The sequence below is a fragment of the Geobacillus sp. CAMR5420 genome (genome assembly GCF_000691465.1).
GTDB lineage: Bacteria > Bacillota > Bacilli > Bacillales > Anoxybacillaceae > Geobacillus > Geobacillus thermoleovorans.
The window spans coordinates 84,749-98,487 of sequence record NZ_JHUS01000054.1 but is presented as its reverse complement, the minus strand read 5'-3'; the positions used below and the strand labels follow the sequence as shown (position 1 = coordinate 98,487).

14 protein-coding genes are annotated in these 13,739 nt (G+C 54.0%); all 14 read left to right on the top strand.

Annotated features, from left to right (window positions below; all coding sequences use genetic code 11):
- Nucleotides 1–10 precede the first annotated feature (10 nt).
- The 14 genes from DI44_RS03925 (at nt 11) to DI44_RS0117265 (ending at nt 13,678) form a co-directional block, all read left to right on the top strand.
- Nucleotides 11–1,462, top strand: a complete 1,452-nt coding sequence (locus DI44_RS03925) for a hypothetical protein (RefSeq protein WP_011232108.1) — start codon at nt 11–13, stop codon at nt 1,460–1,462.
- Between the two features lie 10 nt (nt 1,463–1,472).
- Nucleotides 1,473–2,243, top strand: coding sequence for a PRC-barrel domain-containing protein (locus tag DI44_RS03930; protein WP_033025927.1), 771 nt, complete (start codon nt 1,473–1,475; stop codon nt 2,241–2,243).
- A gap of 17 nt (nt 2,244–2,260) precedes the next feature.
- Entirely contained in the window at nt 2,261–3,601 is a 1,341-nt protein-coding gene (locus DI44_RS03935) for a VanW family protein (protein ID WP_033025925.1), read from the top strand.
- Nucleotides 3,598–5,262 (top strand): ATPase, T2SS/T4P/T4SS family, encoded by a 1,665-nt coding sequence (locus DI44_RS03940; RefSeq protein WP_011232105.1) that lies wholly within the window; start codon nt 3,598–3,600, stop codon nt 5,260–5,262. Before DI44_RS03935 ends, DI44_RS03940 begins: the two co-directional genes overlap by 4 nt.
- A 12-nt stretch (nt 5,263–5,274) precedes the next feature.
- A complete protein-coding gene (locus DI44_RS03945) occupies nt 5,275–6,330 on the top strand; it encodes a type IV pilus twitching motility protein PilT (protein WP_011232104.1) in 1,056 nt (351 codons plus the stop codon).
- Entirely contained in the window at nt 6,317–7,528 is a 1,212-nt protein-coding gene (locus tag DI44_RS03950; protein ID WP_021321856.1) for a type II secretion system F family protein, read from the top strand. Before DI44_RS03945 ends, DI44_RS03950 begins: the two co-directional genes overlap by 14 nt.
- A gap of 95 nt (nt 7,529–7,623) precedes the next feature.
- Nucleotides 7,624–8,085 carry a prepilin-type N-terminal cleavage/methylation domain-containing protein gene (locus tag DI44_RS03955; RefSeq protein ID WP_033025923.1) on the top strand — a complete coding sequence of 154 codons (462 nt, stop codon included), beginning with the start codon at nt 7,624–7,626 and terminating at the stop codon, nt 8,083–8,085.
- Between the two features lie 4 nt (nt 8,086–8,089).
- Nucleotides 8,090–8,836, top strand: a complete 747-nt coding sequence (locus DI44_RS03960; protein ID WP_033025921.1) for an A24 family peptidase — start codon at nt 8,090–8,092, stop codon at nt 8,834–8,836.
- Nucleotides 8,837–8,863: 27 nt separating this feature from the next.
- Nucleotides 8,864–9,796: a pilus assembly protein PilM gene (gene pilM, locus DI44_RS03965; protein ID WP_011232100.1), complete on the top strand. Its 933-nt coding sequence runs from the start codon at nt 8,864–8,866 to the stop codon at nt 9,794–9,796.
- A complete protein-coding gene (locus DI44_RS03970; protein WP_011232099.1) occupies nt 9,786–10,361 on the top strand; it encodes a DUF2681 domain-containing protein in 576 nt (191 codons plus the stop codon). Before pilM ends, DI44_RS03970 begins: the two co-directional genes overlap by 11 nt.
- Nucleotides 10,358–11,065, top strand: coding sequence for a hypothetical protein (locus DI44_RS03975; RefSeq protein ID WP_033020268.1), 708 nt, complete (start codon nt 10,358–10,360; stop codon nt 11,063–11,065). Before DI44_RS03970 ends, DI44_RS03975 begins: the two co-directional genes overlap by 4 nt.
- Nucleotides 11,066–11,086: 21 nt before the next feature.
- Entirely contained in the window at nt 11,087–11,548 is a 462-nt protein-coding gene (locus DI44_RS03980) for a type II secretion system protein (protein ID WP_011232097.1), read from the top strand.
- A gap of 116 nt (nt 11,549–11,664) precedes the next feature.
- Entirely contained in the window at nt 11,665–12,774 is a 1,110-nt protein-coding gene (locus DI44_RS03985) for a hypothetical protein (protein ID WP_033025918.1), read from the top strand.
- 328 nt (nt 12,775–13,102) lie between these two features.
- Entirely contained in the window at nt 13,103–13,678 is a 576-nt protein-coding gene (locus DI44_RS0117265; protein WP_013524238.1) for a Maf family protein, read from the top strand.
- Nucleotides 13,679–13,739 lie beyond the last annotated feature (61 nt).

The following is a 13,739-nucleotide window of genomic DNA, read 5'->3' as shown; positions in this document are numbered from 1 at the left end:
GGGGGGCATGATGAAAGAGGCGCTCATGTATGCCGGTGCTTTTGTCGTGGCGCTGCTGCTGATTTGGCTTCTTCCGCTTGGCTTCAGCCGGCTTGGGGGGCTTACAGCGGTTGTTATGGCGCTGTTGGCTGCGCTTTTGGCCGAATTTGCTAGTTCGATCATTCCGCTTTGGCAGGCCGGGCTTCTTGTTCTTTTGTTGTTGGCGGCTGCATCGTATTTGCTTGACCGCCGATTTGGCGCTGCTCTTTACCGCGCCGGGGCTTCTCGTGAATCAAGTTTTGTAAAAGAAGAAAAAGAGGAGCGGTCGGCGCCGGAATCTTTGGCTTCTGTCCCTGTTTTGCCAAAGGCGCCGTTGCCGTCGATCCAGTTTGATCAAGCGCCGCCCCTTTCTGAACCTAATGAATCATCATCGATAGAGCAGACAGCAGAACGGTCGGAAGAAGTGAACCATTCTCCCGCTGACTTGTTGATGGAGGCAGCGGCAGAAACTGTTCCACCGTGGGAGCAAGCGGAAGAAATCGTTGGAGCGTCCGAACCGCTGCGGCGTGTTTCCGATTGGTTGGATCAGTGGCCGGGCGCTGTGACGCCGGACCTTGAGACAGCGGTGCTTGATGAAGTGTCAAAAGAGAGCGGAAATGAAGGATCGCAAGCCGATGAGCCGGTTCTGAATGCAGCAGAAATCGTTAAGGGTGAGAGCCGCGGCGAGAATGAATGGGATGCATGGATGAGCATGGATGATCGTTTCTCAGAGCGCGTGGAAGGCGGAGAATACGAGTTCTCTTCAACGGACAGCGTCAAACGGGAGCACGGAGGCGTCTTTTTCGAGGCGGCCGTGGCTCCGGATGAGGATGGATTTGCCGGAATCCATGACATCTGGCATCATAAAGAAGGACAACGCGTGGAGGCGGAAAGCTTCGAGGACGATGGCGTGATGTTTGCTGATGGCCTTGAGATTGGACATGATCAAGACAGCGGTGCGGTCGATTGGATGGATCGGCTCGTGGATGATGCCGTTTCGTTGAGATCAGCTGCTGAAGCGATGGTCAGCGAAAAAACAGCGGACGCTTCCGAGCAGCAAGAGGAACAAAAGGCGGATTCCGAAGAGAATCCTCAATATGAAGAATGCGTCGAGGCGGCAGATGAGCCGTTTGCTGAAGAACCAATGCATTTGGTTGCTTCGGAAAAAGCGCAAATGGCGGCAGCGGAATTGATGCTGAGCCGCCGCCGTTTGACGGCCGATGCGTATGAACAATGCCTGCATCAATGTTTGCAAGCCCCGCTTTCCGATCGCGATTACTACGTATTCGCCCGCCTGCTGTTGGAGCATTATGCACTGGAACAAAATGGCCAACAGCTTCGTGCGTGGGTTGACCAGCTCGAGCGACGTTTTTCAAACTATCCAGCTATCGCGGCTGAACTGGCACTCTGGCGGGAAATCGCCGCTACATTAGCAAATGGTTGAGGTGAAGAGGATGAAAGCGAGCGCGCAAATCATCGGATTGCCGATCATCAGCATTGCGGATGGGATGCAAATCGGCGCCGTGAAAAGCTTTGTCATTAATCCTGATAAAGGTTCCATCGATTTTTTGACTGTCGAGCAAGAAGATGTGCAACTCAGTTTAAAAGCGATTCCGTTTAAAAAAATCGTCGGAATCGGCGAATTCGCCGTTACGGTGGCAAGCAGCCATGATGTCATTGATTTGGCGGAAATTCCGATTGCCAACCAGCTTGTCAACAAGCAAATCCGCATCAAAAATACAAAAGCCATCACGCGCAAAGGACAGCTTTTGGGGGAAGTCCATGAGTTTTTCCTAAACGAAGAGACAGGGGATATTATCGGCATCGCCCTTCGCCTTGAAAGTGGAGAAGCGGTGTTGCCATCCGCCCAAGTGTTGACTTATGGAAAGGATATATTGATCGTCAGCGACGACGCTTCGGGAGCTCTCCTTTCCGATGCGTCGATGCTCATTCAAAAGAATGAAAAAGAAACAGAGGCCAGCAACATTCCTGAACAGATCCAAGCTATGTCGGAGACAGCGGAAAATGTCGAAGCGCTTGAATCGCTCCGTGAAAAGCAAGTGGCGCTTCTTGCGGGGAAACGGGTGACCAAGGATATTTATGATTTGAACGGCGAACTTCTGTTTCCAGCGGGAACGACGCTTCGCGAAGAAGATGTGAGAAAAGCGCAAGAGGCGGGTCCAAGCGTCATTGTCGATGTGTCGATGAACATCGAAGCTGAGTGAAAAAGGGGGAGCTCGAGGTGAGAGCGGCTTCCATAGGAAAACTGTTTATCGTGATGGCGGTTTGCACCGTTTATTTCCTCACCTTTGCCCGCTTGGGCGTTTTGGCTTATGAGTCGTTTGGCCCTGATCAAGACCGCTATCGCTCCGGGACGTACGTCGGGCCGATTTCGCTTGCTGGGATGACGAGAGCGGAAGCCCAACAGGCGGTGGCAGACAAGGTGAGCGACTGGCGATCGACAGCTTCGATTTCGGTCCGCTATCAAGAAAAGAAAGCCGAGCTGCCGGCTGACATCTTTACATTTCGCTTGTCGGAAAGCACAAAAAACGTGGTCAACGGCCGTTCCTCGCCGCTTCTTGTGTTGGCTGACATGAGCGCTTGCATGGAAACCGTTGAACGCCTTCTCCCGCCGGCGGCAGTCCCCGCCTTGGATCTCAAAGCGTTGGAAGCGGATTTGGAGGCGGCGGCGTCCCAGCTTGCCGTTCCGAACAAGCCGCTCGACTTGGCCCATTATCTTCCCTCTTCCGGGAAGGGGCAGACGGTCGTGAGTGAAGCGGCTGTTGCCGTTCGCGATCAAAGTCTCTCCCGTTTTCTTGCTTCGGAACGCCGCGTCGTCCTCCGCGCCAATCAATTGGTCTCGTTGCGCGCCGTGATTCAGCAGGCTGGTGGCGGGCTGTCGAATCAGGCTGTCGACGCATTGGCATCAGCGGTGTATCGTGCTGTGCTGTCGACGAATTTTTTGTTGATGGAACGGTATGCGGGAAGTTCGCTTCCAGATGGCATTCCTCCGGGATTTGAGGCCAAGGTGGATGACAAACGCGATTTACAATGGTTGAATCCGAACTCGACGGACTATACGCTCATTCTTCGCTACGATGGCCGCCAAGTGAAAGCGTTAGTGTACGGTTGGCCGTTTGCGTATCAATATATCGTGCGCACGAGCGGGCTAGAGCGGATCGAACCGCGCAAAATCATTCAATACGATGCCCGGTTGGCGCCGGATGAAACCGTGACGAAACAAGTCGGCCGTTCTGGATTGCTTGTAAAAGTCGAACGCGAAGTGCGCGATGGCTCCCGGCTGATCCGCAAAGAGACGGTGAGCGAGGATTTTTACCCTCCGACGTATGCGGTTGAGGTAAGAGGGCTTGAAGTCCCAGAATCTTCATCCAATACAACGGGGGAAGGAAGCGAAACGCCATCTTCACCGTCTGATGCAACGAATAGCGGTCAGACTGAAGCGGAAAGCGGTCAAGAGAAATCAGAAGTCCAAAACGGCGAAGGGCAAAGCGGCAGCGACCAGACCAACGCAGCCCCTTCAACCGAATCGAAGCAAAGCGGGGAAAGCGGGGGAAGCCGATGAACAAAAAACGTGAGCGGAAACGCCTCGGTGATTTGTTGGTGGAAGCGGGGCTGATTACGGAAGAACAGCTGGCTGAAGCGTTGCGTGAGAAAACGCCTGGGCAAAAGCTTGGCGATGCGTTGCTGCAGCGAGGTTACATCACAGAGCAGCAGCTCATTGAGGCGCTTGAGTTTCAGCTCGGCATTCCTCATGTCAGCTTGTATCGCTACCCGATTGATCCGAAAGCGACGAGCCTAGTGCCAAAAGAGTTTGCTCGCCGCCATCTGATCATGCCCCTTAAGGTGGAAGACGATCGATTGCTCGTTGCAATGGCTGATCCAATGGATTTTTTTGCTATTGATGATTTGCGCTTGTCAACGGGGTTTCAGATCGAAACAGCGATCGCTTCAAAGGATGATATTTTGCGGGCGATCAATAAATATTATGACATGGACGAATCGTTTGATGATTTGCTGCCAGCGCCGCCGACGGAGATGCGCGAAGACGGGCGGACGGCCGAGGACGATTCCCCGATTGTTCGCCTAGTGAACCAAATTTTGCAGCTTGCTGTCGAACAGCGGGCAAGCGATATTCATATCGATCCGCAGGAGACAAAAGTGCTCATCCGTTATCGAATTGACGGCTTGCTTCGAACGGAGAGGGCGCTGCCGAAACATATGCAAAGCATGTTGACGGCGAGGATCAAAATTTTGGCCAACATGGACATCACCGAGCATCGTGTGCCGCAAGACGGGCGGATCAAAATGAACATCGATTTTCATCCCGTTGATTTGCGCGTGTCGACATTGCCGACGGTGTATGGGGAGAAAATCGTGATGCGCGTCCTCGATTTGGGTGCGGCGTTAAACGATATTCATAAACTTGGCTTCAACCCGGTCAATTTAGATCGGTTCATCCGTTTGATCGAGCGTCCGAACGGCATCATTTTGATCACCGGGCCGACCGGTTCGGGGAAATCGTCGACGCTTTACGCGGCGCTCAATCATTTAAACAGCGAACATGTCAACATCATTACGATCGAAGATCCGGTTGAATATCAGATCGAAGGCGTCAACCAAATTCAAGTCAACCCGAATGTCGGCTTAACGTTTGCCCAAGGGCTTCGCTCGATTTTGCGCCAAGACCCGAACATCATCATGGTCGGGGAGATTCGCGACCGCGAGACGGCGGAAGTGGCGATCCGCGCCTCACTCACCGGGCATTTAGTGTTAAGCACGCTCCATACGAACGATGCGTTAAGCACGATCACCCGCCTGATCGATATGGGGATTGAGCCGTTTTTAGTGGCCACATCGCTCGCTGGCGTTGTCTCGCAGCGGCTTGTGCGCCGCATCTGCCGCGACTGCCAGGAGGTGTATGAGCCGACGAAGCGGGAGCGGGACATTTTCGCCCGTCGGGGCATCGACATCCGCCAACTCGTCCGTGGCCGCGGCTGCCCGACGTGCAATATGACCGGTTACCGCGGGAGACTCGCGATCCACGAATTGCTTGTCATGACGGACGAGATGCGCCGCGTCATTTTAAACAATGAGCCGTTTTCGAAGTTGCGGGAACTCGCCATTCAAAACAAAATGATCTTTTTGCTCGATGACGGGCTGTTGAAAGTGAAGCAAGGGTTGACGACGCTTGAAGAAGTGCTGAAAGTGGCCATTTTGCATTGATGGGTGAGACGGATGAAGGAAAAGCTTGAGGCGTTGTTGCGTGCGGCTTTTGAATACCGTGCGTCTGACGTACATTTGACGGTCGGGGCGCCGCCGATTTTTCGGGTGAATGGGGAACTGAAGGCGTATGGGCAAGAACGGCTGAACCCGGAGGACACGGAACAAATGGCGAAAGCCATCATTCCGCCGCCGCTTTGGCAGCAGTTTCAAGAAACGGGGGAGCTTGATTTTTCGTACGGTATTGCGGGTGTCTCCCGCTTCCGGATCAATGTGTTTAAGCAGCGGTCGTGCGTGTCGCTTGCCGTGCGCCTCATCCCGCCGCGCATTCCGACATTAGAAGAGCTCGGCTTGCCAAGCGTGTTAAAGCGCATCGCGGAAAAGCCGCACGGGCTTGTGCTTGTCACCGGGCCGACCGGCAGCGGCAAATCGACCACATTGGCGGCGATGATCGACTACATGAACAAAACGATGTCCAGACATATCATTACGCTGGAAGATCCGATTGAATATTTGCATCAGCACGGAAAATCGATCATCGACCAGCGGGAAGTTGGCTTTGACACGAACAGTTTTGCCGCCGGATTGCGCGCTGCGCTTCGTCAAGATCCGGATGTGATTTTAGTCGGGGAAATGCGCGATTTGGAAACGATCCAAACCGCGATCACTGCCGCGGAAACGGGTCATTTAGTGCTTGGCACCCTTCATACGGCGAGCGCCCCAGCGGCGATCGAACGGATGATTGACGTCTTTCCGTCAGCCCAGCAGGCGCAAATTCGGCTGCAGCTCGCTTCCGTCCTTGTTGCCGTCATGGCCCAACGTTTATTTCCCGACGGTCGGAAGAGAGGACGGACGGCGGCTATGGAAATTTTAATCAACAATGCCGCAGTGGCCAATTTGATCCGCAATGAAAAAGAGCATCAAATCATCAATATTATGCAGACGGGCCGCAGTGTGGGCATGCAGACGATGGAAATGAGCGTCAGGGAGCTTGTGGCCGCTGGCCGTATTGATCCATTGGCCGCGGAAGCGTATTTGACAAGGGAGCGTGGAGCGGATGGCGCAATTTAAGTATGAGGGGCGCGACCGAAGCGGACGGAAAAAATCCGGGACGATTGCCGCAAACTCCCGCCGTGAGGCTGTCCTGAAATTGAGGGAGAAAGGCATTCGCCCCATTGTGATCGCCGAGGTGCCGTCATCTGTTTGGAACAAAGAAATTTCCATAGGACGAGCCGTCAAGCTGCAGCACTTCGTCGTCTTTTTGCGCCAGTTCGCAACGCTTGTGCGCGCCGGGGTGACGATCGTTGATTCGATCCGCATTTTGGCGGAGCAAACGGAAAGCAAAGCGCTTGCTCGTGCACTCGACGATATGGAACAGCATCTCCGAGAAGGGAATCCGCTTTCTGCCGCAGCCGCAAAGCATCCCCGCATTTTCCCGCCATTGTTTGTCAATATGGTGCGCGCCGGTGAAGCGAGCGGCACGCTCGATGAAACGCTCGACCGGCTTGCCGACCATTTTGAAAAAGTGCATCGAACAAGGCAAAAAATCGTCTCGGCGCTTGCCTATCCAGTGGCTGTCGCCATCATCGCCGTTGCGGTTGTCATCTTTTTGCTTGTCTCGGTCGTGCCGACGTTTGTCGACATGTTTGCCGATTTTCACGCCGAATTGCCGGCGATCACAAAGTTTGTGCTGAAAGCGAGCGCATTTATGCAGCATTATTGGTGGATGATAACGTTGCTGGCGATCGGGGTGTTCCTTTTGTTCACCGCGCTGCGCCGGCAAAAGCGCACGAAATATTATTTGGACTATGCGGCCATGCGGCTGCCCATTTTCGGAACCCTTGTCCAAAAAGCGGCATTGGCGCGCGTCACGAGGACATTGAGCTCACTCGTGTCAAGCTCCGTGCCGATTTTAGAGGCGCTGTCCATTTCCGAGCGCGTCGTAGAAAATGAAGTGATCGCGTCCGTCCTTGATGAAGCGCGAACCGCTCTTGAGCGCGGCCAGTCGCTCGCCGAGCCGCTCCGCCGCCATTGGGCGTTTCCGCCGCTCGTGGCGCAAATGATCACGATCGGCGAGCAAACCGGTTCGCTTGACGCCATGCTTGGCAAAGTCGCCGACTTTTACGAAGCGGAAGTCGACGCCGGCACCGATCGCCTCAAGTCGCTCATCGAGCCGCTGATGATTGTGCTGCTTGCCGGCGTCGTGGGGACGATCGTCACCTCCATCATCGTCCCGATGTACGACATCTTTAATCACATTCAACAATAATTTATATTAAGAATATCTTCCTATTTTTTGGACTATATTGTAGAATAATAGGGAAATCGTGCTAAAACATTAAAAAAGAAAGGGAGAGGAAAGTGATGTTGAAACGCATCATCAAAAACGAGCGCGGCTTGACGCTCATCGAACTGCTCGCCGTCATTGTCATTTTAGGGATTATCGCGGCGATTGCGATTCCGGCAATTGGGGCGATTATGGACAATTCGAAAAAGGATGCCCATATTGCTAATGCGCAGCAAATTGTGAGTGCCGCTCGTTTAGCGGTGACTGCTGATAAAAACACGCAATCGGTGTATACGTTGCAACAATTGTATGACGGGGGTTACTTGGAAAATATTCCGAAATCACCCGGAAAGGTGTCGACCAAACAATATCATGCAACCGAAAGTAAAGTAGAAATTGTGCAAAAAACCGATTCGAATAATAAGGTAATAGGAATTGAATATCATGTTAAACTCGTGGACAATGATGGCAAACATGTGTATATTAAAGGCGACAAAGATGCTAGTGATTTGACAAGAGATGATGTAGATCTTAACTAATAGTATGATGGTCATCTTCGTCTTTATTATCGCTCTCCTCCTCGCCTCGTTCTTTAACGTCGTCGGGCTGAGGGTGCCGGTCGGGGAGTCAATCATCAGGCCGCGGTCGCATTGCCCGGCGTGCGGACGGACGCTATCGGCTGGGGAGCTCATCCCGGTTGTTTCGTATGTCGCGCAAAAAGGAAGATGCAAAGGGTGCGGGGGGCGCATCTCCCCCCTTTACCCTTTGATGGAATTGACAACCGCCGCTTTGTTGACGGCCGCGCCGATGTGGATCGGCTGGGGCGGACGGCTGATTGTGGCGTGGACGCTCATCAGCTTGTTGGCCATCATCGTTGTGTCTGATCTTCGTTATATGCTCATTCCTGACCGGGTGCTTTTGGTGTTTGCCGGTTTGTTTTTGATGGAGCGGCTTGTGATCCCGTTTTTGCCGTGGGTCGATATGCTCCTTGGGGCGGCGGTCGGATTTTCGCTTTTATGGCTGATTGCCGTTTTGTCCAATGGCGGGATGGGGGGCGGCGATGTGAAGCTGTTTGCGGTTTTGGGAATGGTGCTTGGCTGGAAAATGGTGTTGCTCGCCTTTTTTTTGGCGACGTTGTATGGAACGATCATCGGGCTGATTGGCATGGCGCTGGGGCGCGTGCGGCGCGGCAAGCCGATGCCGTTTGCGCCGGCGATTGCGCTCGGGTCATTGACGGCGCTGTTTTTCGGTGATCAGCTTGTCGATGCGTATATGGATCTTTTTGTGTAAGGATGGGAAGAAAGGGGGCGAACGAGAATGGCGTTATGGTGGGGAAAGTCCAAATATGTGAACATCGTCGTAAAAGACCATGCCATTCGCTATGTGGAAGTCAAGCTAGGGCATCCGCCTGAAGTGAAACGATGGGGCGAACGGGCATTGCCAGTAGGGGTTGTTCGCGACGGCCGCATCGTCGATGGGGAAACATTGGCCATGATTTTGGACGAATGCGTGGAGGAATGGAAAATAGACGGCCATCGCGCGCGCTTTGTCGTCCCTGATCCATTCGTCATGATCCGCAGTTTGCCCCTTCCTTCTCATTTGTCGGATGAAGAGATTCGCGGCTATTTATTTCTGGAGCTTGGCGAGTCGATTCCGCTTCCTTTTGCCGATCCGGTGTTTGATTATGTGGTGATGGAGAGAACGAGCGAGGCGGTGTCGATTTTGCTGTTTGCGGCGCCGGAAGAGGCGGTGTCGGAATACGCGGCGCTTTTGGAAGAAGCCGATTTGCGCCCGGTGGCCGCGGATGTATCGCCGCTTTGCGCTTATCGTCCGTTTTATGCGGCGGGACAAGCTGCGCCGGACGATCATATTTTGCTTGTGCAGTTTGACGAATCCGCCGTGAATTTGAGCGTGTTTCATCGTCATTTGCCGTTGTTTATGCGCCATTTGCCGCTTGAAGCCTATCGTGACCGGACGGCGGCGATTGTGGATCCGTTCGTCGATGTGTATAAGGAAATGGAACGGATCATGAGCTTTTATTCGTTTTCCCTCCAACAAGGCAAACAGTCCATCACACGCCTGTTTCTCGCCGGCGATCATCCAGAGTTGGGCCATGTGTTCACGGCTTTGACAGAGCGGCTTGAAGTGCCTGTAGAACGGCTCAGCGCGTCTCTTGATCCGCTGCCGGACCGCTTTCATCTCGCCTGGGGATTGGCGTTGAAAGAAGGAAGGGCTGACGATGATCGCTGAAATCAATTTATTGCCGAAAAAAGAAACGAGGCAGCCGATCCGTCTCGTTTTGTTGTTCGGGGCGGCGCTGCTTCTCCTAGCCGGTTCGGTGCTGTATTGGTTGATCGATCGTGCGGATCATCGCCAGGCCATGTTGGAGGCGGAATTAAAAAAAGTGCGAGCGGAGCAAGATGTACTGGCGGCGAAAATGAAAAATATAGACGAACAGAAGGAGCAAGAAGAGCTGGCGAAGGCGGTGAAATGGGCGGAACGCTATCCGCTGAAATCAGTGCCGTTGCTGCGGGCATTGACAAAGCAGCTTCCCGAACGCGGATTCATGATGAATGTGACGTACTCGGATCAGACAAAGATGACCATGGTGGTGCAGTTTGATGCGCCGGAAGAGGCGGCCTATTATTTGGATCGATTAGAAAAAGTGAGAATGGTGAAAAACGTCAAACTGGTCAATGTGGCGGCCAATAGCGAGACGAGTGGCGAACCGGAAGATCATCAAGTCGTGCCAAGATATATGGCGCAATATGAGCTGGAGCTGCAACAGGCTGATGGGGAGGGAAAAAAATCATGAGCCGCTTTGGCAAATGGCCGCTTCTTGTTGCGGCAATGGCTGCGGTCACCGCGCTTTTGTTTGCGGCCGCCTATTCATGGCTGGTCATGCCTCGCTACAGCCAGCTCGAGCAGATGGAGCAAACGGTGCAAAGCGAGAAAAAGGTGCTCGCCGCTTTGAAGCAAAAGCTGCCTCCTTCTTCAGAGGAAACAGCACAAACCGTTGCTTCATTGCAAAAAAAAGTCCCTGTCCATCCGCTTACGGACCAGTTGTTGCTCTTGTTTCAGAAAGCGGAATATATCGCTGACAGCCAGCTGGTGAGCGTCAATTTTTCTGATGAAGGAGCAGCATCTTCACAGCAGAACGACAGTGGAACGAACAACGGAAGCGAAGGAAATCGAGCGGTTTCTCCGTCAAGCAGCATTCAATCCATCACCGCCCAACTGACCGTGCAGTCGCCTTCCTATTATCAGCTTGAACGGTTTTTAGAGGTGTTGGAGCAGTCGGAGCGCATCGTGGCGATTGAAGGGTTGACCGTCACTGGGCCTCCGGAGCTGATGTCCATCGCTGATGAAGTCCAACCGTTGACGTATTCGGTGACCGTTCGTGCGTTTTATGCTCCGAAGCTTGAGAAATGGAAACAGTTGTCTCCCGTTCGCGATGTCCCTCCGCCAAGCGGCAAAGACAATCCGCTCGTGGAAGTGGCGCCGCCTTCGGGACGGTAGCGGGGATGGTGGAAGGCCGATATGCTCATTCGCATGAAGCGGGGGATGACCCTCATTGAGCTTTTGGCTGTGTTGGTGATCATCGGCATTGTGGCGATGATCGTCGGTCTTGCCATGTGGACGGTGATCGACCGTGCGCGCGAGCGGGCGTTTGTTTCGGATGCTTATGGCTTGTATGAAGCGGCGCGGCTGTATGTCGGCGCCGAGAAAGTGGAATTTTTGCCAGCCCGTTCTTCTGCCATATTGTCGTATGGAGAATTGGTGGGCAACGGTTTGCTGGATCCAATCGAAGATCCGTTTACCGGAAATGTATTGCCGCCGGAAACGAATCCATCGTACGTGCTTGCCACGAAGCGGGAAGACGGCGGGATCGATTACGCCGTTTGCTTGAAAGGCGAGACAAAGCAGCTTTGCACCTATGAGGGGCGCGAGCAGCCGATTCCTGTCGAAGCGCTGGGGACCGAGGCGATTCGCAACCGTTGATGTCGGAAAATGAAGAACAGAAGCGGGGACAAGACGACAAATGTCTTGTTCTTTTTTTTTCCGTTTGTGGTAAGATAGGCGAAAGAAATCGAAGCAGGAAGAAGGACGGTGGCCAAATGGACAAGCAGCGCATGCGCATTATGGTGAATATCAACGGCAAGCCCCGCCCATTTACCGTGGAGCGTTCGTCGGAAGGACGGCCGTCCGAGGAGTCGAATGGATATCCGGTGGACAGCCATCTAGGGAAAGGACAGCGAGCAGAAAACGAGGCGGATGACAGCCGCCAAGTGAGCGCGTTTCAAGAAGGCGGGCCATCCGCAGGCAAGCCATCAACAGGCCTGTGGTTTACGGAGGATGGGCAAGTTCGGGAAGATGTTGAAACGACGGGTTGGGAAGAGGCGGCCGCCCTTGAGGCGGATGAACGGGTCATTTCCGAGGCGATGCAACAAAAGAAAAGCGGCAGACGTCGGCCATGGCGGCTCCCGGCTCAAGCCAAGTCGCTGCTTGCCGCCGCGTTGGTCGCTGCGTTGGTCGGCATGGCGTTTGGCATGACGGTGCTGCACATCATTCCGAAGGAAAAATCTGCTTCGTCGCCGGCATCTGAAGCGATGACGGAATTGACAAAGCCTGAAACGGCGGCGGGAGGAGAAGGGAGAGAAAGCGTCATACGAGCGCCGTTTTCCATTGCGGTCATTCAAGCTGGCGTCTATTCGAATGCGGCGGCGGCCAAGCAGGCGTCCGAATCGATCAAAACAGCAGGCGTGCCGGTCGTCGTCGCGGGGCAAAAACCGGCAGCGCTCTATATCGCCGTCGGCGCGGATAAGGAAACGTTGCGGACGGTCAACGACCAATATCGCCAAAGGGTGCCAAGCACGTATGTCAAAGAGCTGTCGTTTGCCGCCGAAGCGGCGGCGCGCCGGTCGGAGGCCATCCAAAAAGGGGAGGTTTTGTATGAAAACATGGCAGCGGTCTCCGCGGCTTTGCTTGGCGGCAGGAAAGCAGGAGAAGATGACTGGCAGGCGCTTCAAAAGGCGTATGACGCGTTAGAAAAAAGCAACGCTTCAAGCGACAAAACAGTCGGTCGGTATGTTGAAGCGCTGAAGCAGGCGTATGCCGCCCTTGCCGCATACAAAGAGCAACGGGATGAAGCGCTGTTGGCCAAAGCCCAGCAACAGCTGCTCGAGGCGCTCGCCGCTTATATCGAATTGGTGCCGCTAGGGAGCTAGAAGCCCCGTTTTTTTTTTTTGCCCATTTGCATATAGATTGCAATGAAAAAGTTTAACATATCCTTGACGGAAAAGCCGTTTGTCCATTTTTCGACTGTCGAAGGCAAGCCTGTGGCTTGGAAGACCGAACAACCACCCGCTTCACAGACCCATACATGGGTCTGAAAGCGGCGTTGTTCGGTCGCCCGACAGTCGATCAAATGCCTAGTAAAATCTGCAAATGTTCATGCTTCAAATTGCATCTATACAGAAAATTGCCTTTCACCGCAAAATTTGCTACGATACAAATGAATCTTCCGAGCCGAAACGAGTGAAAGGAGAATGAACGATGCCTCCACGGTTCGTGCTTGCTTCCCGCTCCCCGCGCCGCAGGCAGATCCTCGAGCTGGCCGGTTGGCCGTTTGACGTTCAAGAAAGTCAAGCCGATGAGACGATCGCCCCCGGAACGCCCCCTGATGAAGCTGTCCAACTGCTTGCCCGCCGGAAAGTGGAGGCGGTGGCGCCGTCTGTCCCTGATGCGTACGTTCTTGGCGCTGATACGATCGTTGTGTGCGACGGCCGCTTGTTAGGGAAGCCGCGCACGGAAGAAGAAGCATTCGCCATGTTGCGGCTCTTGTCCGGGCGAACGCATGACGTATGGACCGGCGTCGCCATCGCACTCCCTCATGGATCAATCACATCGTTTGCGGAAAAAACAGCAGTCACGTTTTGGGAGCTCGATGACGAGGAAATCGCCGCCTATATTGCGACCGGGGAGCCGATGGACAAGGCGGGGGCGTATGGCATCCAAGGCCGCGCCGCCCTGTTTGTCAAACGGATCGAAGGCGACTATTTGACGGTCGTCGGCCTGCCGCTGTCGCGGACGGTCAGGGAATTGCGCCGGCTCGGGTGGCCGCCAGCATAGATAAAAGCAAAAGCGGCCGCCGTCTGGCGCCTTTTTGGCAAAAGAACGCGCCCGCAAACGG

Excerpts from the sequence above, each read along its gene's own strand:
- DI44_RS03925 (WP_011232108.1), top strand. The coding sequence starts at position 11 with ATGAAAGAGGCGCTCATGTATGCCGGTGCTTTTGTCGTGGCGCTGCTG.
- DI44_RS03930 (WP_033025927.1), top strand. The coding sequence starts at position 1,473 with ATGAAAGCGAGCGCGCAAATCATCGGATTGCCGATCATCAGCATTGCG.
- DI44_RS03940 (WP_011232105.1), top strand. The coding sequence starts at position 3,598 with ATGAACAAAAAACGTGAGCGGAAACGCCTCGGTGATTTGTTGGTGGAA.
- DI44_RS03945 (WP_011232104.1), top strand. The coding sequence starts at position 5,275 with ATGAAGGAAAAGCTTGAGGCGTTGTTGCGTGCGGCTTTTGAATACCGT.
- DI44_RS03950 (WP_021321856.1), top strand. The coding sequence starts at position 6,317 with ATGGCGCAATTTAAGTATGAGGGGCGCGACCGAAGCGGACGGAAAAAA.
- DI44_RS03955 (WP_033025923.1), top strand. The coding sequence starts at position 7,624 with ATGTTGAAACGCATCATCAAAAACGAGCGCGGCTTGACGCTCATCGAA.
- DI44_RS03960 (WP_033025921.1), top strand. The coding sequence starts at position 8,090 with ATGATGGTCATCTTCGTCTTTATTATCGCTCTCCTCCTCGCCTCGTTC.
- pilM (WP_011232100.1), top strand. The coding sequence starts at position 8,864 with ATGGCGTTATGGTGGGGAAAGTCCAAATATGTGAACATCGTCGTAAAA.
- DI44_RS03970 (WP_011232099.1), top strand. The coding sequence starts at position 9,786 with ATGATCGCTGAAATCAATTTATTGCCGAAAAAAGAAACGAGGCAGCCG.
- DI44_RS03975 (WP_033020268.1), top strand. The coding sequence starts at position 10,358 with ATGAGCCGCTTTGGCAAATGGCCGCTTCTTGTTGCGGCAATGGCTGCG.
- DI44_RS03980 (WP_011232097.1), top strand. The coding sequence starts at position 11,087 with ATGCTCATTCGCATGAAGCGGGGGATGACCCTCATTGAGCTTTTGGCT.
- DI44_RS03985 (WP_033025918.1), top strand. The coding sequence starts at position 11,665 with ATGGACAAGCAGCGCATGCGCATTATGGTGAATATCAACGGCAAGCCC.
- DI44_RS0117265 (WP_013524238.1), top strand. The coding sequence starts at position 13,103 with ATGCCTCCACGGTTCGTGCTTGCTTCCCGCTCCCCGCGCCGCAGGCAG.